The sequence below is a fragment of the Bacterioplanes sanyensis genome, from assembly GCF_002237535.1.
GTDB classification, from domain to species: domain Bacteria; phylum Pseudomonadota; class Gammaproteobacteria; order Pseudomonadales; family Oceanobacteraceae; genus Bacterioplanes; species Bacterioplanes sanyensis_A.
Genome location: NZ_CP022530.1, coordinates 394690 through 414327 on the forward strand (window position 1 = coordinate 394690; position 19638 = coordinate 414327).

Below are 19638 nucleotides of genomic sequence, written 5' to 3' on the forward strand. Positions count from 1 at the left end.
GCGAGCGGCATTTTCTGCTGGCGCAGCCAGCAGCGAACTTATCGGCCGATCATGGCTGGGCAGACAGTGTGGCGGCGGCACGTTGCTGCTGACGCTGGCGCGCCTGGCGCTGAGTCTTCTGTTTTGTCCACCAGACATACAGTCCGGTGTAAGTCAGCCACAACACCAACAACCCCGCCAATGCCCAAATGGCTTTCGAAAACAGCCCGGCAAAGTCCCCAAAGTGCAAACGCCGGAAGCTGTCATCGATGCGTCGGCCGATGCTTTCCTGGCGGATATCACTGACTTGCAAACGCTGGCCGGAATTTGGATCGAAACTGACCTTACTGGCGTACTGGCTGGTCAGCGCATTGGTATCGTGAACATCGCCGTAAAAAGTGATCTGCGCTCCCGGCGCCCAGGGCAGAGATATGTAGGTGGCCGCAAAGCCGTCGATGCTGCTCTCGGCTTGCTGGCGCAATTGCTGTAGCGACAGCGACTGCTCGTACATCGGCTCAGTGACGATGTGTGCGGCATGATCGTCGTGCACCAGCCCTTCTTCTATTAAATGAATAAAATTCCAATAAGCACCGGTAAAGCCAACGATGATCATCACCGGCGCCAGCGTCATGCCGAAGCTGGAATGGGTGTCTACGTACAGGGTTAAGCGGGCTGCACGCCAGCGCAGTCGCAGCAGATTGGCCCAGAACTGGCGATAGATAAATAAGCCACTGATGCCCAACATACACAGCATCGACGACGCCAACGCAGCGATCAGCAGGCCAGTGTGATCGAGCAATAGGTGGTAATGCAGCTCCAGCAACCAATCAGTAAAGTGGGTGGTCGCCAGCGCCGGTTCTGTCAGCACCCGCCCCTGATACGCATCAATATAAATGTGCTGCCAATCGCTGCTGCCATGGGCGATCAGATACACCACATCGGCGCGCTGCGGCTGCTGAAACAGTGTCCAGCCAGTAATTTCGTGAGCAGGAAACTGCTGTTGTACCGTGCTGCGTAACTGGTCGAGTGACTGCCGCTCATCCAACACTTGCTCAACATTGATCGCCGCAGGGCGTAGCAGGCTGTCGATTTCGTACTTGAATACCAAAATCGCGCCAGTCAGGCAGCTGATCAGCAAGGGAATGGCAGCAATGAGCGCCAGCCAGGTATGCAACTTAAACAACCAGCGACGTTTGCTCATGTTCGCCTTTCCTCTTTTCCACTTATTGAAATGCGCTAGGCCGCGGCAGCGTATCTCAGCGCCAGCCGTCTCCTGTTGCCCAGGCACCGTTCATTACCGTTCTGCACCGCTCTGGACCAAACAACAGCGGCCAGCATGGTAAATGAAGCAAGACAAGAACATCAATATAAATGATAACGATTAGCAAGTACTGAAGCCGAATTTGGCGGCAAATAAAAGGAGTATGAACAGCAAAGGCGTCGGCGCTACTTATCGGGCCTAGGGACTATCTATGGCACTAGCCGATGGAACTAACTGATGACGCTGCTGAATGGCACTCGAGGAGGCTTGCGGCGGGCCACTGTTATCTTATAACATCCCAGCCTTTGTGAAACACAGTCAAGAGAGTGTCAACATGATGCGTCTGCCGCTATGGGCTTCGGCCTTGGCACTGACCACCACCAGTCATGCCGTCGACTTAGAAGAAGTCGTCGTGATTGGCGATTCCATGTCGCGCAGCGATCGTGCGCAGCCGGTATTGATGCTGGATCAAAAAGCACTGGATGAAAGCCGCCAGCAAACCCTCGGTGAGGCGCTGAGCAATCTGCCGGGCGTTAGCAATGCGTCGTTTGGTCCTGGTGTCGGTCGCCCGATGATTCGTGGCCAAGGAGCCAGTCGGGTCAAATTGTTGGTCAACGGTCAGGACACCAAAGATGTCTCCGCCATGAGCGCCGACCATGCTCCCATGGCGGACCTATCTTCAGCCGACAGCATTGAAGTCATTCAAGGGCCAGCCGCCCTGCGCTACGGCGGCGGCGCCATCGGTGGTGTCGTGCGTGTGGATAACGGCCGAATTGCTAAGCATGCCAGCGATAAGCAACGCTTACAGCTGAGCAGCACTCTGTCTTCTAACGACAAAGGCCGTGCGGCGTCGGCGCGCTTTAACAGTGGCAACGACCACTGGCAACTGCAGCTCGATGGCATGCGCCGCCGCAGTGATGACTACCAAGCACAAGGCACGGTGGAAAACAGCGACACCGACGGCCATGAACTGGGCGCCGGCCTGACCTACGTTTGGCAAGCCGGCCGCTACTTAGGCGTGAGCATCGCCGAAACGCGCTACGACTATGCCGTTCCCAACGAGGACGATGAATCCGTGCGAGTTCGGCCGCTGCAGCACGACTACCAACTGCAAGCCGGTGGCTGGACCGAAGCCGCCTGGGTGTCAGAATGGTTACTGCAGTTAAGCCATCAAGATTATCGTCACGATGAGGTGATGGGCTCGAGAGTCGAGGGCTTGTTTGAGAAAAACAGCTGGCAGGCACAAGCGGAAATCGGCCATCAGGCGCTGCTCGGTTGGCAAGGAAACATTGGCCTGCAGTCCAGCCAGCAAGCGCTAGAGCTGTGTCACGATCACACCGGCTGTGCGGGCATTCCTGATTTCTCCAGCGCCGCTTGGGACGGTGAGCAAGGTGATGACTTTTTCAGTCGCCGCGGCATCGACTTCAGTCACGCCACGCCCATGCCAGCAACAACCACGCGTGATCTGGCGCTTTACTGGGTGGCGCAGCGCGATTGGCAACACGGCACGTTAGAGCTCGGCCTACGCCAGGAGCAACGCACCATCGACGCAGACGAAGACCCTATCGATCCGGGTTATCGTCGTGATCGCAGCTACTACGATGAGCGCCAGTTTTCACCTCATGCCCTATCAGCAGCGGCAACCTGGCAACTAAGTGATGTCCAGCGCCTGGCCATCAGTGTGGCACGCACTCAACGCGCCCCAGACGCCGAAGAAATGCTGTGGAATGGCGACCATCACGCCACTTTTTCATTCCAGTTGGACAACGGCGATCTGGATGTAGAAACCGCACACAGCATCGACGTCAATTGGCTCTACAGCGACCACCAACAGCAGCTGCGCCTCGCCGCCTACTGGTATCAGTACAACGACTATATCTACAACCAGCGTTTATCGGTGACGGATCCGTTTCATGGCAATGCGGTTTACCGTCATCAGCAAGACGATGCACGCTTTCGTGGCTTTGAAGCCAGCTGGCAACGCCAACTCAGTGACCACCTGGAGTTGCTCGCCAGCGCCGATGCCGTGCGGGCGCAATTTACCGATGGCAATAACCTGCCACGCATTCCAGCCGCCACAGCAGATGTGGGCTTGAGCTGGTCGCAGCACAACTGGCAACTGCAAGGCAAGGTGAAGCACACGTTGGCGCAGCGCCATACCGCCGTTGCAGAGAGCGAATCGGATGCTTACAGCCAGTTAAACATCAGCTTCAGCCAACAGCTGGGCCAGTTCAGCTATCAATTGGGCGGCTATAACCTGACCGACGCCAGCGGCGAATTGCACAGTTCTTATTTAAAGGAATACGCACCGCTGCCCGGCCGACAGTTTCGGTTATCGATGCAGTTAGCAATTTAGTAACAACACCAAGCCCCAGGCTCGCCATGAGCTTGGGGGGAAACGTTTTATCACAGGCAATCTATTCAGCGATTGCCGTAACGTTATAACAAGGAGAGCTTTATGCCGACGACCTTTGCCAAGCGCACTTCCTGGCTGGCGATTATGCTGGCCACCACCGCCATGGTTGGCTGTGGAAGCAGCAGTAGCAGCAGCGACAATGACGATCACGATGGTGATCACGACGTTGACCAGTCACTCACCAATCTGCCCGGCCGGTTAGTCATTACCGCTGCCGACCAACCGCAAGCCTTGGTGTACGACCTCGACAGCAACAGCGTGATGACTACCTTCACATTGGACAACGCCGCCAGCGCAGCCTACCCATCGCCACAAGGTCGTTATGCTTTATTGCCACAGCGCGACCAAGGCAAGGTACAAGTGATTGACGGCGGTTTATACATCGAAGACCACGGTGACCACCTGCATCCTTATGCCAAAACTCCGCAGCTGCTGAGCACGGTATTGGAAGGCAGCAAGCCGACCCATGTGAACAGCCATGACGGTCATACCGCCGTCTTCTTCGACGGTGATGAAGAAGCCAGCGTCAATGCCAGCGTGCAACTGTTAGCAGATACCAGCATTGCCAGTGGACAGCCGTTAGTACTGACGCTGGACAATGCCATGCACGGTACTGCAGAGCCCATTGATGGCCACCTGCTGGCCACCTGGCGCGCTCCAGAAGCCGCCACCAGCCTGCCGCAGCAAGTCTCGCTGTATCATGCGCATGGCGATCACTTTGATTTCGAAACACGCTTTGATGTGCAGTGCCCAGATCTACACGGCAGCCTAGCGACCGAATACGGCGCGGTATTTGGTTGTAGCGACGGTGTATTGCTGGTTCACAAGCATGATGGCGAGTTTGAAGCACATAAAATTGCCAACCCAGCCGCCATGGGCGACAACCGCATCGGTTCATTCTACGGCGATGACGACGAAGAAGAGGTGATCGGCATTGCTGCAGGACAGCCTTGGTTGGTTAACCTGGAACAGCGCAGCATCGCTCCTTTAAACCTAACCGTCGACGCTGACACTCAGTTCGTGAAAGTACACTACACCGCCGAAGGCGATCATGTGCTAGCACTGGACAGCACGGGCGCGTTGCACCGTTTTGACGTCGACGCCAACTTCGCCCATCACGGCAGTGTCAGCGTGCTGGCCACGGTGCCTGAGCAAAGCACCAACATCAGCATCACCAGCAGCGGCAAAGACGACGTGGCTTACGTCACCGACTACGCCGCCAAGCGTGTGCAAGTGGTTGATCTGGACACCATGACCGTCAACGCCATCGAGCTGCCGTTCACTCCGGGCAAACTGGCTTGGCTGGGTTTTGACGACGATCATGACCACGACGATCATGATCACGATGGCGACCATGACCACGATGATGACGATCACAGCGACGGCGAAGGCTAACTACTGGCTGTCAAACGCCGCTGCATGATGATTAAAATGCACCTCCACGGCACGCTGCATTTCGCGCGCGGTGGGGGTGTTTTCGGTATGCACCAACACAATCAATGATTGTGCATGCACGGCGTGATCACCGTCCGGGTGGGCCTCAACATGGCCTTCTTTGGTAACGTACGCCAGCGGCGTCCCCAAATTGCTCTGCACCACCGCATTGACCACATCTGCCCAGCGCTCACCTTCCAGCCACACCGGATAACGCACCGGGTGATCATTGGCGTGCGTGAACATGTCTTCGATCACCACTTCTGCTCCCGGCGCCACCATGGCACGCACGATGATTTCCGGGTAGGAGCGAATCGGCCGCAGTACAGTGCGAATGTCCAACGCTTTTAGCCGTGCCCGGTTGGCGTCTTCAACGCACTCGGCAATCACACGATGACACAAATGATGCTCATACAACCGATGGGCAATATCAAAGGTGTAACTGTCGCTGTCGGCGGAGTATTCATCCCGCGCCAATACAATGATATGGCCGGCACGATCGACGCCTGCGCGACGTAAATCGTCTTCACGGCTGGCCAACCCGGTCACGTGCACCACACCCAGCTGGCGCAAGCTGTCGGGCAGGCCATCGGGAAAATCCTCATTCAACAGCATGATCGGCGCTTCAACGTATTCGCCGCTTTCACGAATCTGGCTGATAAGGCGCAAAAAATACGCTTCACGGTTGTATTTCGGGGCATTGATAAAAAGCAGGTGCTCAGCCATGTTCCAGTCCCAGTGTCCTGTGCGGATGCGTTCACGTCGGGCAATGCGAAAATCGACGTAATCGCTGATTAAAAACGTCATCACGGTAATACCACAGCCAAACATCAGCACCATGGTGGCGGCCTGGCCGGCCATGGTTTGGGCGGACAAATCGCCATAACCGACGGTGGTCAAGGTGGTCATGGTCAGCCATAACGACGACCACACCGGCAAACCTTCCAGCAACACCATGGCCAGCGTGTGCAAGGCAACAAAACTTGCCAGCGTCAGCGCCGTTTTCACCACCGAGCGCTGAATACTGGCATCGGTTTGATACACAGCGTGGCGAACACGTTGGCGTTGGCGGATAAATCGAGTGACTTTATTCATGCCGCGATGATAGCCAACCCAGCGCTGCTGTACAGCGCCTGTGCCCCAGGGTTTGATACACTGCTGTTTTTGCACACCACAGAGATACGCACATGAGTTATCACATTTACGGTATTGGCAATGCACTGGTAGATAAGGAGTTTGAAGTCGACGACGCATTTTTTGCCGACACCGGCATCGACAAAGGCATGATGACCTTGATCGATGAGCAGCAACTGAGCACCACGCTCGATAGCTTGAGCCAGCGTTATGGCCTCACCAAGCGCGCCAGCGGTGGCAGCGCCGCCAATACCATCATTGCCGCCGCCTACTTTGGTGCTAACAACTATTACACCTGCAGTGTTGCCAGCGATGACGCCGGTGATTTTTATGTGGCCGACATCAAAGCGGCGGGCGTCGATACCAATATGGATGGCGAGCGTGAAGACGGCGTGACTGGTAAATGCCTGGTAATGGTAACGCCCGACGCCGAGCGCACGATGAACACTTATTTGGGTATTTCTACCCAGCTGGGCGCGCACCATATCGACGAAAGCGCGCTGTCGCAGTCGCAGTACGCTTATATCGAAGGCTACCTAGTGACATCGGATACCTCGCGCGCTGCGGCGGTGCAAGTGAGAGAACTGGCGCGCCAGCATGGCGTGAAAGTGGCACTGACCTTTTCCGACCCAGCCATGGTGCAGTTTTTTAAAGACGGCTTAAAAGACATGATTGGTGATGGCGTCGATGTGCTGTTCTGTAACGAACAAGAAGCCAAGTTGTTTGCCGACAGCGAGCAACTGGATGACGCACTGCAGGCACTGCAGCAAGTCGCGGCTCAGGTGGTGATTACCCGGGGCGCCGAAGGCGCGTTGATCTGGGACGGTCAGCAACAGCACCAGATTGCTCCGCACGCCGTCACAGCAGTGGACAGCAACGGTGCTGGTGACATGTTTGCCGGGGCTTATCTGTACGCCATCAGTCACGGCCACGACGCTGCCGCTGCTGGCCGCCTTGCCAGCCTAGCCTCGGCCACAGTCGTCAGCCAATTTGGCCCAAGACTGGACCCTGAGCAGCACGAGCCACTGAAATCCGCCCTCTGATTATTTTTTGAACAACCTATATCCCCGGCCGATTTGCTCTCGGCTGGGGACGTTTACCAAATAGTTTTGCCCAGTTTTATCCACAGCTTCTGTGGAAATTGACTCAAGTTCGTCACATAACAAGCTGTTACATTGATTGCAAGCCTCAATCGCCACCCAAACAGGCCTTTTTTTATCCACCTCATACCTGTGGCTGACGTCGAAGATTTTTATCGATGAATCGCTGTCAAGCCTTGACATAGCTGGCCTGGCGGATTTTTCAGTGGTGCTCAAAACAACACCAATTTAAGCCCTAAGCCATGGTTTCGGGGCTTAGCTCAGTTATCATCGACTTGTACCCAAACTTACCCACAGATATTGTGAAAAACTTTTTTAAGCAGGCCTGAAAGCGATGCCAAAAGCGCTTGCCGTCAACAGTTATTCACCGCTACGAATAAGTGCCTGACACAAGTTAGAGAAATACTGAGCAAAGGCTGAGTTGATGCGCTGTCGCTGCTCACCGGTGGGATAAACACCCGCTTTGGCTTCATCACTGTGGCGACTGCCGCGCACCAAATAGGCGTTGTCGATGGCGGCGTCTTCAACAAAGGCCTCAAACGCACGAGCGGCCATCTCTTCTGGTTGGCGATAATAGTTCAGCCGACGCTGCTGATCGTAGTCGAGTGAGGCACTCAACAGCGGAGCTGTGCGATCGAAAATTTGATCCATACACTGCTGCCAATCCAATGCCAATGGATGTCGAACGACTGGAGTTTGCCCTAGATAGCTTAAGTGACTGGCAAAGCGGTTGGGGCCAGCCGCAAACAGTTTACCGCTGAGGTAGTGGTCGAGGGCATGAAACCACTCATGGGCCAGACTGCCACCACCGGCGTTTTTAGCCAGCGCAAAGGTCCTTGTGGCGGGCTCATAGTGGGCAGCCACACCCGGGCGCCCTCCTGTGCCATATTTCAACGCTAGGCTGCCACGCAACGAGATCAGTGACGCGGGCAAGCCATAGCGCTCATCAGCGCTAAGAATGTGCAGTAAATCCATTAGGGCGTTAAAGAATGCCAACGCTGCGCGCTGACCTTCAGCCGGCGTCACCCAGCGGCCAATGACCACGGAGCGAAAGCCAAACAGCTGGCGAATGCCATGGAAGTCTGGCTGCGCCATCACGTGGCTGTGATCTGGACCGCGACGATACAGATTGACTGCCATGATCGCGGCCTACCTCAGTGCTTGAGAGGCCACCAGCGCCTAAGCGGTGGAACGGCCGTTAGAGCAATGTATTGCAGATAACGCACAGGCGTGAGCTGGCGATACATGCTGGCGTCGAGCTTGGCCAACGCCGCAGGCGTCGACATATCCACCCCCGACAACTGCGCCAGACCGGTAATGCCAGGGCGATAGGCAAACACGCCCTGGCATTGGCGCTGCTCGGTCAGCTCATGATGATCCGCCAGACCCGGACGGGCGCCGACCAGACTCATGTCTCCGGTTAACACATTCCACAATTGTGGTAACTCATCTAACTTGCTGGCCCGCAGAAAACGTCCCAGCTTGGTTACTCCACCATCTTTTAGCTCATGAGTCGGCACGGATGGCGTCCCCAACGCCATGGTACGAAACTTGACCATGGTAAACAGACGCTGGTGCTGGCCTAGTCGCTGCTGGCGGAACAGCGGCTGGCGCTGTGGCCAGGCATTAAGCGCCAGAATCACCAGCAATACGGGCCATAGCAACAGCAAACCGGAGCCCGCCAGCAGCACATCAGCAGTGCGTTGCCAACCCGGAGAAGGGTCCAACACCGCCCCGTTATGCAGCGCCGCTCGTGTGGTCTGCTGTGGTTGCCATTGCAATACTCGCCGCGCTTTGCTGCTGTCGACCAGAAGGGGTTGCTGCAATTGTCGTAGCGCATCGCCTTTGCCTGCTAACGCCGCTATGCGGTTGAGCAGCCAAGCCGGGCAGTAAAACAGTCGGCCACTGCCGCGACCCTTCGCTCTGTGCAGCTCGCGGATGACATCGGCCACGGGCAAGGCCGGTTCATCGGCCACATGAAACACCTGATTGGCCGCCGCCGGCTGCTCAACACAGGCGACGAGCATGTCTGCCAGATGGTCTACGTGAATCATCGCTCGTCTGGCGTTTAGTCCAGCAAATGGCAACGGCAATCCAGTCGCCACCAACTTTTGTAGCAATGCAAAACTACCGCTGGCGCCAGTGCCATACACCACAGGAGGGCGGATGATGGTGTATTCCGTTGTGTGCAGCGCAGACTGCAGTGCTTGTTCAGCACAGGCCTTGCTCTGTGTATACGCGGTTGCCGGACTTAGCGGAGCCTCTTCCGAGAGCGCTTGCTGCGCAGCCGCACCACACACACCGATGCTGCTTAGCAGCACAACGCGCCTTACCGATGCTTGCTCACACGCCAACGCCAACTGCTGCGTCAACTCGACGTTCACCTTGGTCAGTTGCTGCGAATCACCGGCGATACATCCTGCCAGATGAATAACGGTGTCATTGCTGCGCAGCAGCTGATTAAAATCATCAGGCCATGAGTTAACCGCCCATGGTGCTGGCTTAGACTGGCGCTGAACGGCAATCACCTCATGACCAGCGCTGTGCAACGCCTGGCAAACACTACGTCCAACAAACCCATTGGCGCCTGTGACAATCACCCTGCCCGACAACGTACTTCTCCTTTCATGACTGATATCGCTGTTGACGGCGCCATGCATAAGCGATGACACGATAGAGTGAGCGTGCGAATCCAAGCGATTCCAAGTGGTAATAGATGTGCCACAAAAAACCGACGTTACGCACCGAGCTGGACGATGCCGAATGAGGCTGCTGGCGATATTCAGCCAACAATTCGGGCAGCCCCATCATCACCTCTCCGTCTCTCAACAGGCTGAGCCACAAGGCATAGTCTTCATGCCCGCATTGAGGAAAACGCGCCGCTGGCCACTGTTCAGTGTCCAACATCACCGTCAGACAGCCTGCGGTGTTTTGGCGCAAAATATCAGCATACCGCGCCTGTGCTGGCGGCAAAATAGCCTGGCGCTCGCCATTGGGAGAGACACGCCAGTATCCGCTGCAGCACAAGCTGGCATGGCTCGACTGCATAAATTCGATTTGACGCTCAAGCTTTTCCGGCAGCCATACATCGTCTGAATCCAGAAATGCGATATACCGACCACGTGCGTGCTGCATGGCGGTGTTTCTGGGCACAGCTGGGCCACCACTTGGCTGCTGGTGGCGTAGCAAACGGACGCGATGATCTTGTAGCGCTTCCACTATGGCAGCCGTGTCATCTGTAGAGCCGTCGTCAACCACGATCAACTCCCAATGGCTCCAGCTTTGTTGCAACACGGATTCAATCGCCGCTTGAATGGTGTTTTCGCTGTTAAAAGCAGGCATGCAAATACTGACGAGGTCATAGGCTTGCCTTGCGGCGGATAAAGTCATGAAAACATCGTGGCTGTTGGAAAGGTAAACGCTGGATTATAAAGTAACTCCGCCAGCCAGCGCAGCGCTATCGCAGTTTTTGCATCAGCTGTTCGGCACTCTGCTGCCAGCTGACTTGGGCTGGAGGTGGGCTGTGTGGAGGAATCGCTCGTTTGCCATGGGCGGCGGCTTGGTGATGCAAACAGCGTTCTATTGCTGGGGCCAAATTGTCGTCATCGGTGAAAAACTCGGTGGTTGGCGGTGCTACTTCACGAAACACGGGTATGTCCCTCGCCAACACTGGCACACCACGACGATCTGCTTCCAACACGGGCAAGCCAAAACCCTCGCCTTCACTGGCTGCTAGCAACCAATCAGCCTGTTGGTACCACCACTCAAGACCGCTGTCAGAGCAGTTTGCTTGCCAGATAAACCGTTGCCCTGCGGACGATTGTTGTTGCAGGCGATTCATGCGCGAGATGATGGCATCAACACGACTGCCAACTCGACCCACCACCACCAAGGTGCACTGCACATTGTTACGCCACAGCGCTTCAAGCGCATCCAGCGCGGCCCAGTAGCCTTTGCGTGGATCAATGGTGCCGACCATCAACACAACCGGGATGCCTTTTTCCAACTCTATCCCTGCGACAGGGCAAGGCTCCAACGCAGCCAGATCACTGCCCAAATAAAAGTGACTCAACCGAGGAGACACTTGCTGCTGACGCTGATAAAACTGCTGCAACTCGGCGGCAACAGTGGCCGAGATGCAGCACACTTCATCACCAATACGTGCCAAACGTATCAACCAGTCGGACATTTCTTGCGCGAACTGTGCTGGGTAATACTGGGGCAGCGTCATTGGCAATAAATCATAAACCACGAAGCAGGTTGCTACGCCTTGTCGGCGCCAGTGTTGCAACAGCGGCTCAGCGCGCTGCAACATCGGCATGGCCCAATCCAGACCGACAAAAGCATCGCCGCTCTTAACGGCTACCAAATGGTCTGTCAGCTCTGCTTGCAGTGACTGACTGGGCACAGCTCCTAGAAGCTGCCAAGCAAAGCGGCGGGCATAATAATATTGCCCCTGACGCTCAAACACCGGTTCAACGTGCCAGCAGGTGTTAGGCGCTCGTAGCCATTCCAGCAGAATGTTGCGCACCACCCGTTGAATGCCAGTGTGCAAATCAAAACGTACTAGGTCCGACACGTCCACCAACAGCTGACGCCGCGGCCAGTTAGGTGAAATAGTCTCTCCGGAAATCACAGCACGGTAGCCGCCGCACCAGAATTGTCGCAATTCTGCGTCATCTGGTAATGGCGCTTGCTGCTCGAAACGCAGGTGCCAGTCTGGCCACTGTCCAGGCTCCTGCGGCTGTGGCACCGCCCTGTTCTCCGCCCAATCACGTAGCCGCGCGCGCACTGCCGGGCAGCGATCAATCCAGCTCATCAGCCAGGGATACAAACGCCGCGATGTGCGCAGCCGATTTAGCAATCGTCGCAATGCTGTCTCAAGTCAAAAGAGGGAGTAAACAAAATGAAAGCTCAGTGTAACCGCTTGCGCAGGGATCCGTCGATGCTGTGTGCTAACCGGCTTTATCACCGCCAACTTTAAACGGTCTGACGTTACTGGCGCCCATACCAATATCAGCACCGGACGCTTCGGGGCGCTCAACCGGCTGATAACCTAGCGGCGCTTGATACAACAGTTGAATGATTCGTTGGCGATCAAAGGCGCGGCTGGCACGACTCAGTTGCTCCAACAGCTCTGATACCTGATGCCAAGGTTCGGCATGCTCACGAGCCATCATAATCCGTGGATGTGTTGTTCCCTGTGGATCGTTACCAATCAACAGCTCCTCGAACAACTTTTCTCCCGGCCTTAAGCCTGTGAAAACCACTTCAATGTCACCACCAGGGTTACTGAGTGTTTTCTCGGTTAAACCCATCAGGTGAATCATTTTGCGCGCTAAATCGGCAATTTTTACCGGCTCACCCATGTCCAGCACAAACACTTCGCCACCACCGGCCATGGTTCCCGCCTGCAGCACCAGCTGAGCGGCTTCGGGAATGGTCATAAAGAAACGGCAAATATCAGGATGCGTCACCGTCACTGGCCCGCCTTCGCGAATTTGCTCACGAAACAGCGGCACAACTGACCCAGAAGAGCCGAGTACATTGCCAAAGCGCACCATGGTAAATACGGTAGCGCTTTGCCGTGTGGCCAAGCCCTGCAATACCAACTCCGCCAAACGCTTGCTGGCACCCATAACATTAGGTGGCCGCACAGCTTTGTCGGTAGAAATTAGCACAAAGCGCTGAACACCCGCTTCGATGGCCGCTTCTGCTGCGTACCAGGTGCCAAAAACATTGTTTTGCACCCCCTCAATAACATTGTGCTCGACCAAGGGCACATGTTTGTAGGCTGCAGCGTGATAGACCAATTCAACCTGGTTCTCAGTCATCACGCTACTGCAACGACGACGATGCAAAACACTGCCCAGTACCGGTACGAGCTCGACTTCATAGCGATCAGCGGCCATTAACTGACGTAACTCGCGTTCTATTTGATACAGGGCGTATTCAGACTGCTCAAACAGAACCAGTTTTTGGGGCTGTTGGCGTAGGATCTGGCGGCAAAGCTCAGAGCCGATGGAGCCACCCGCCCCTGTCACCAGCACATTGCAACCTGCAATCGCTTGCTGCACTTGTTCATTGTGAATGCTGACCGACTCCCGTCCCAGTAAGTCTTCCACTTCCAAGTCACGAATATCGCTGATGCGTACTCTGCCAGAAACCAGACATGACACAGAGGGCACGGCCTGTACCGGCACAGACAAGGACTCCAGCTGATTCAACACTTGCAAGCGTTGGCGGGACTTGAACGATGGCGGAACATCTTCCGCAGACTCATCCAGTGCCAGCAACAGCTTTTTCAAGCCCAACTCACGTACTACCCGTTCGGCGTGACCCAAGTTATAAACAGGAATGGCGGCGATCAGCGATAAGTCCGCTACCGGGGTGGGCGCAAAAAACGCAGCGGGCCTGAACTCGGTGCCTTGTTGCAACGCCGACGCTAATTGGCGTGCGGTATCACCGACCCCGACGATCCCCACCGCCTCTTTGTTGCGAGCCCCAGGGCGGTTGATTAAAGCGCGCGTGCCAAAGCGTGTGCCTCCCACAAACAAAAATGCCAAGGCACCATAGGTCACCAGTACCGCAGAGGAGATGGGTTTTTGAAGAAGTAGCGAGAAGAACCATAGGGCAGCGACAGAGCATAAACTGCCAGCGGAAATGGTCAGAATGGCCCGATCGCTCAAAAAACGCAGCACGGCCCGATACAAGCCTAAGCGGATAAATACCGCCACCGTGACGGTCAAGGTCAGCAAGTACAGCAAGACATCATGTTGTGAGGGTGCATACAGCTGATCGCGATGCAGTGAAACCGAGCCCCATAACGCCAACCCCAGTACCAGGATATCGGAAGCAACGGTCATTAAGCGCTTGATCAGCCGAGGCCACTGCAAGAAGCGTTCAAACATGAAAATCCTTGGGGTATCCATCTGTAGATATGGCTGACTTTGACAACATTATGCCAACGAGCCGCAGCGGCACAAGTCAGCTCGTCTGTCCTTACCTGATGCTAACACAGGCTTGGCGCCTTGAAAGGTCAATTGCTGTATTTGTCAGTATCAGCACAAGCAGCACTAACGTGGCTGTGCAAACACCCACAATTTAGAAGCGACAAATACAAACAGTGGCACCAAAGCAACGGACAGGCAAATCGCTAGAAAGCTGTCTTCAACACCCAACGTTAAAAACACCCACAAAAAGCTATTGTTGATGGCAAAGCCGGTGACCGTCACCGATAGAAACTTGAGCCAATGGCCTTGCTGGCGAAACGTAAACCGTGAATGCCCCCAAAACGACACTTGAAAAGCGACAACAAAAGCAATCAGATTCACCCAAAAGGGAGACAACTCAGGCCATTGCTGGATAGCCCACCAAGCCATCGCCAAATGCACAACGGTGGCCAACCCTCCGACCAAACCAAAGCGCAGCAATTGCATCAGCAGTGGTTTTAGCTGCTGCAGGCTAGAAATCACTCTGCATCCTCTTTGGTGTGGGTGCGTTTTTCCGCCACCACATACAAAGGGCGATTTTTAGTCTCAACGAACAGTCGCCCGAGGTACTCGCCAATCACTCCAATCGATAGCAACTGCATCCCGCCCAAGAACAATACGCCAGTCAACATAGACGCATAGCCCGGCACATCAACACCGGAGACCAGAGTTTTGATGACAATTAAGGAGGCGTAGATAAACGCCAGCACAGCCACGACACCGCCAACATAGGACCACATACGCAGTGGCCACGTCGAAAAGCTCACCAAGCCATCAAGGGCAAAATTCCACAATTTCCAGTAGTTAAACTTGGACTCTCCCAGCTCTCGCGCAGGCTGTTCGTAGCGAATCCCTACTGACTTAAATCCGACCCAAGCATACAGACCTTTCATAAAACGATTGCGCTCAGGCATGGCGCATAAGGCATCAATGACTTTTCGATCCAACAAGCGAAAGTCGCCACCGCCTTCGGGTAACGGCGAGTGGGCCATTAAATTGAACAGCTTATAAAACAGACGGGAAGTGGCACGCTTGAGCCAGGTTTCCTGATTGTCGAGGTTACGCAGGCCATACACCATGTCATAACCCTCGTTTTGCCACTTATCGACAAACTCAGGAATCGTGGCCAGCGGATGCTGTAAATCAACATCTAGCATCACTGCAGCATCGCCCCGCGCATGATCTAACCCCGCAGACAAAGCGATTTCTTTGCCAAAGTTGCGCGAGAACGACACATACTGAATAAAGTCATATTGCTCGGCGGCTTGGCGCAACAGCGTTAGCGACTGATCCGACGAGCCGTCATCCACAAATATGATTTCCGTATCAAAATCCCACTGCTGGCGCTCGTTTATGATCGCATCAATAAACACCGGGATAGACTCTTGCTCGTTGAAAACCGGCACAACAAGAGAAACCAGAGGCGTAGTTGTTAGTGACGCTGCGCTCATAAAGGGTGCTCCAAAAACTCGATTGATTTAATCCCCATCGCTAATCGACGTGGGTCTGCTGACTCACCGGCGTAGTGCGGGTCTCGCTGCGAAGCAAACTCAAAATGCAGCTTTCGTGCTGCAGTAGCCTCAGTCTCCGGCAGAGTGAGTACGCGATGCTGGTTCACATACTGGGCCGGGTCATCATCAAAGCTCCAGCGTGCCAATTCTTTATCGCCTAAATAGACACTCACGCTTTGCTGTTTCAGCGACGGGCCATGATACAGCTGAAAGCCAATGTCTACATAGCGAACAGCGCTCGCATTGGCCGGTAAAGTCAGGCTTGCCCTTTTATCACTTGACCACACTCCCCACGCTTCAGGTGTCGACCAGCCTTGGCCTAGCCAGTCAACCGCAGAGGGTAGCAGTGGTACATCGGCAAACACAAAATACGATGCCATAGACTGTTTCTCTGGACACTGTCGACGCAAATACTGCAAGTGCCGCTGCCAAAAGGCTCGACGGTCAACACTGGGGTGCATAATGATCAGCTGCTGAGGGTCAATTTCGGCTGTAACGGAGCGATCCATTTGCGTCGGCTGACACGCCTGCAACTGAGCACGCTGCCAGGCTTGCATGCGCTCGTGCATATGCGCTGCTTGTTGCTGATTGTGCACACTGGTGAAAAATGCCATCACCACCATGGCAACCACAGCCCCGAACTGCAGCCAGCGGTAGCGCATTGCTACCAGCGCCACCGCCAGCATGATTCCTAGTAGCGGAAACACCATGCGGCTATCTAGATAGGCACATACGCCACTGTCCAAACACCAGCTTTGCTGGCGGCTGGTAGAGGCCACGGGCAGCATCCAATACAACGCCACCACGGCACCGCACAAGATAAACCACGTTGTGCGCCGGCTTTGCTGAGGGCCAACAAAGAGTTTGGTTTTAACAACAAAGTACACCGCCAAACAGCCCGTTACCGCAGCAATAAAAGCGGCTTGCAGCTTGTGTGCAAAGGTCACGGCTGGCCAGTGTATATCTTGAATCCGTGCAACTGTGGTGGCATCCAGCAAATGCATTAATGCGGTCTGCAGCCAGCGGCTCGTGTGATCAATACCATCCGGCAAGTTGCCGGCGTATTGTGAAGGGTGTAAATACCGAAACACCCAATAGACGGCCAACACCACCATGACCAGCAGCACGTCGCACATCAACCGGCCCGGTACTACTGGCACCCCCAGCAAGCGATGTTTAGGCCGTTCCGGCTCGTCTACTCCCAAGTGCCAAAGGTGCTCAAGCAACAACAAGCCAGAAGCAAACAGCAGAGCGAAATCACCCAGCAACATTGATAGCGCTAACAAACCATACCAAAAAAGCCCTCGCCCCCAGCCAATGGAGACAAAGCGATTTATTTGCCAGCGACATAATAAAATCAACGCAAATGGCAGAGTATTTTGTATCGGGTAAGAGTTGGGCGGCAGATGCTCAAATGCTAATGGCTGCAGCGCCAGCAGCATGACAATGCTAAGGCCGGCCAAATAGCCGGAGGACTGAAAGCGAAAAACACGGCGGCAATAAACAAAAAACAAACCCCATAGCGCCATGTGCAAAGCAACAAACAACCCACGCCACAGTAAGCTATCAGATTTCGCTGCCGCCCAAGCATTTAAGGGAATCAATACATACTGCCCGATGCGACCAGTATATTCAGCCGTTTCTACTGCATCGCGCCACACACGTTGCCAGCCCTGGCTGTAATAATCAAAAAACATAACGTCATCAGCGGTTAAGCGAAAACCACTGGTAAAATCATGCCACTGAAAAAATAGCAATATCAGTAGCGCTAAAATCAGTAGATACTGATAAGCGCTCAAAAGTCGAAAGTTAAGCAAAGATAAACATCCCTATCAGATTTACGACACGACTAAGGCAGAGCCTGCGGTCGGTATTCCAGCTCTATGCTGTGTAAGCCCATCGCCAGTTTTCTTGGATCAGGCGATTCACCGACCAAACTTGGGTCACGTACTTTATCGAAGATAAAGGTCAGCATCACAGGCTGATGCTGTGACAGCGTATCCGGCACGACCAACCTGCGCCGGCAACAATTTTCTGGTTTGTTAACATCAAACGACCACTGGCCAACGGTTTGCTCATTCAGCAGCACCGAAATTTTTTGCTCGCTAATGGAGGGCCCCAAATAGACATTAAAATTAACGTATATCGCTCTGACGTCAGCTTTGGTGTGCTGCAGCGGCAACTCTACTTGAGCCTGGTGCTGCTCACTCCAGGTACCCCAGCTTTCTGGGATGGACCACCCTTGCTTAAGCCACTGAGTCGCTTGGCTATTATCGGAGTCGTTAAATACGATCTCATCCAGTGAATCATGATTTAAGCTGTCGGCTAAGTGGCAACTGGGCGAACGACGTAAATACTCGATGTAACTCTTCCAGTACACGGGGCGCGATTCATGCGGATGCATCATGACCGCCTTTTCCCGATCGACCTCACGCGCCAGATGAACCGCAGCAACACTGGCAAATTCAGCTGAGCAAGCAAAACGCTCTGCCTCAAGCCAACCTGCAGAGCGTTCTGCCATGCGCTGTTGGATGTAGGCGTTATGCACCACGTTCAGCAATGCCGCCAGCGCAACTACGCCACTGACCCAAGGAATGGCGCTAGGCCTGCGACTCACCAGCCAGGCGATACATGCCACCAAAGCCGCCGTCAGCCACAGGTATGCCAGCCGGCTATCCAGATACACACAACCAGGATAAGAGCACCAGCTCTGCATACGACTGGTCGCCGATGCCGGTAGCGCGGTATACAGCGCCAGTAACAGCGCAATCAATGCCAGCACTAAATAGCGTCGTGAGTGATCCTTTGGTAACTGGCGCAACGCATGGCTCAGCAACCAGTAACTCAGCACCAGCGATAACAGCGCGATCACAATATCGCTGGCAGTTAAGTAGCTCCACCTAAGGCCATCGAACCAATGCCACGCAGAGGTGCCGCCCAGCACATGGCCTACTGCAACCTGCAACCACAAAGCCAAGTTGCTGATATCCAAGGTATTGCCTTCGTACTGAGACGGAAATTGCCAGCGGTAAGCCAGGTAAATTGCCATCACCAGTAGCACCAATGCGATATCACGGCACAGCTTTGGCCACGCCCACCATAGCCGTAACCAACGCCGTTGACGCAAGTGGGCATCATGGCGCCACCAATGCATTACATGCTCAGCAATGAGCAGGGTCGATAGAAAAATCAGCGGGAAGTCACCGCTGCTGGCGGCGATGGCTTGTAGGCCATACAAAAAAGCCACCCGCCAGAGCGGCTGGCTGCGGCGACGCAATAACTGCCAACGGCACAGCAACAGCACCAAGATCGGCACGGTCAATTGCAAGGGGTACGCATTCGGCGGTGTGTGATGAAACAATAACGGATGCAGCGCCAGCATCAGCACCAATGACACGGCAAAAAAGCCACGCAGCGGCCACTGCAGTAGACGTGCTCCCCATGCCAGAAACACACACCATTGGCCGTAGTACAACGCCAGAATCAACCAACGACCCCAGGCCTCACCCGCCAACCAGGCACCCGCAGCATTGAGTGGCGACATCAAGTACTGACTAATACGCCCTGTTTGCTCAGCGGTATGCTGCGCCAGCTGCAAAGTGGTATCCCAGCCGCCCATCGCATACGCGACAAAACCCGCATCATCGGCAGACATACGAAAGCCCACCACAAACTGCAGCGCCTGTAGCAGTGCCAACAGCCCTAGCATGAGCCAATGAATGCCATGCCAGTCGATGCGCTTTGTCATATTGTCTTCCTGATTTAAATAGCTAATGACAACTCAGGTTGATAAGCAGCCTATCCGCGCACG

The 19638-nt window shown here is 54.8% G+C and carries 14 protein-coding genes; 3 read left to right on the forward strand and 11 right to left on the reverse strand.

Annotated elements, in window-relative coordinates; translation table 11 throughout:
- Positions 1-49 precede the first annotated feature (49 nt).
- Positions 50-1180, reverse strand: coding sequence for a PepSY-associated TM helix domain-containing protein (locus CHH28_RS01830; protein WP_094058706.1), 1131 nt, complete (start codon positions 1178-1180; stop codon positions 50-52).
- A 394-nt stretch (positions 1181-1574) separates the two neighbouring features.
- On the opposite strand from CHH28_RS01830, the gene CHH28_RS01835 reads away from it, so the two are divergent.
- Together CHH28_RS01835 and CHH28_RS01840 are read left to right on the forward strand one after the other, a co-directional pair.
- Entirely contained in the window at positions 1575-3596 is a 2022-nt protein-coding gene (locus CHH28_RS01835) for a TonB-dependent receptor (protein ID WP_199243976.1), read from the forward strand.
- A gap of 102 nt (positions 3597-3698) precedes the next feature.
- Entirely contained in the window at positions 3699-5051 is a 1353-nt protein-coding gene (locus CHH28_RS01840; RefSeq protein WP_094058708.1) for a hypothetical protein, read from the forward strand.
- Here the strand turns inward: CHH28_RS01840 and CHH28_RS01845 are convergent, their stop codons facing one another.
- Positions 5052-6185, reverse strand: a complete 1134-nt coding sequence (locus tag CHH28_RS01845; RefSeq protein ID WP_094061949.1) for a potassium channel family protein — start codon at positions 6183-6185, stop codon at positions 5052-5054.
- A gap of 92 nt (positions 6186-6277) precedes the next feature.
- Here CHH28_RS01845 and CHH28_RS01850 point away from each other — a divergent pair, with 92 nt between their 5' ends.
- On the forward strand, positions 6278-7267 hold the full coding sequence (locus CHH28_RS01850) for an adenosine kinase (protein WP_094058709.1): 990 nt from the start codon (positions 6278-6280) through the stop codon (positions 7265-7267).
- A gap of 417 nt (positions 7268-7684) precedes the next feature.
- Here CHH28_RS01850 and CHH28_RS01860 read toward each other — a convergent pair whose 3' ends face one another.
- The 9 genes from CHH28_RS01860 to CHH28_RS01900 form a co-directional block, all read right to left on the reverse strand.
- Positions 7685-8464, reverse strand: coding sequence for a CLCA_X family protein (locus CHH28_RS01860; RefSeq protein WP_094058711.1), 780 nt, complete (start codon positions 8462-8464; stop codon positions 7685-7687).
- Between the two features lie 14 nt (positions 8465-8478).
- The gene (locus CHH28_RS20325; protein WP_269843675.1) at positions 8479-9984 is read right to left on the reverse strand and encodes a sugar transferase; all 1506 of its coding nucleotides are present in this window, start codon (positions 9982-9984) and stop codon (positions 8479-8481) included.
- Complete coding sequence (locus CHH28_RS01870) at positions 9950-10714, reverse strand: glycosyltransferase family 2 protein (protein ID WP_094058712.1); 765 nt, start codon at positions 10712-10714, stop codon at positions 9950-9952. The genes CHH28_RS20325 and CHH28_RS01870 overlap by 35 nt, the downstream gene beginning before the upstream one ends.
- 67 nt (positions 10715-10781) lie before the next feature.
- Positions 10782-12197 (reverse strand): glycosyltransferase, encoded by a 1416-nt coding sequence (locus CHH28_RS01875; protein WP_157729724.1) that lies wholly within the window; start codon positions 12195-12197, stop codon positions 10782-10784.
- A gap of 82 nt (positions 12198-12279) precedes the next feature.
- Positions 12280-14235 carry a polysaccharide biosynthesis protein gene (locus tag CHH28_RS01880; RefSeq protein ID WP_094058714.1) on the reverse strand — a complete coding sequence of 652 codons (1956 nt, stop codon included), beginning with the start codon at positions 14233-14235 and terminating at the stop codon, positions 12280-12282.
- Between the two features lie 165 nt (positions 14236-14400).
- Positions 14401-14799: a GtrA family protein gene (locus CHH28_RS01885; RefSeq protein WP_094058715.1), complete on the reverse strand. Its 399-nt coding sequence runs from the start codon at positions 14797-14799 to the stop codon at positions 14401-14403.
- Positions 14796-15767, reverse strand: coding sequence for a glycosyltransferase family 2 protein (locus CHH28_RS01890; RefSeq protein WP_094058716.1), 972 nt, complete (start codon positions 15765-15767; stop codon positions 14796-14798). The genes CHH28_RS01885 and CHH28_RS01890 overlap by 4 nt, the downstream gene beginning before the upstream one ends.
- Positions 15764-17644 carry a hypothetical protein gene (locus CHH28_RS01895; RefSeq protein WP_157729725.1) on the reverse strand — a complete coding sequence of 627 codons (1881 nt, stop codon included), beginning with the start codon at positions 17642-17644 and terminating at the stop codon, positions 15764-15766. Before CHH28_RS01895 ends, CHH28_RS01890 begins: the two co-directional genes overlap by 4 nt.
- 32 nt (positions 17645-17676) lie before the next feature.
- Entirely contained in the window at positions 17677-19575 is a 1899-nt protein-coding gene (locus tag CHH28_RS01900) for a DMT family transporter (protein WP_094058718.1), read from the reverse strand.
- Positions 19576-19638: the final 63 nt, after the last annotated feature.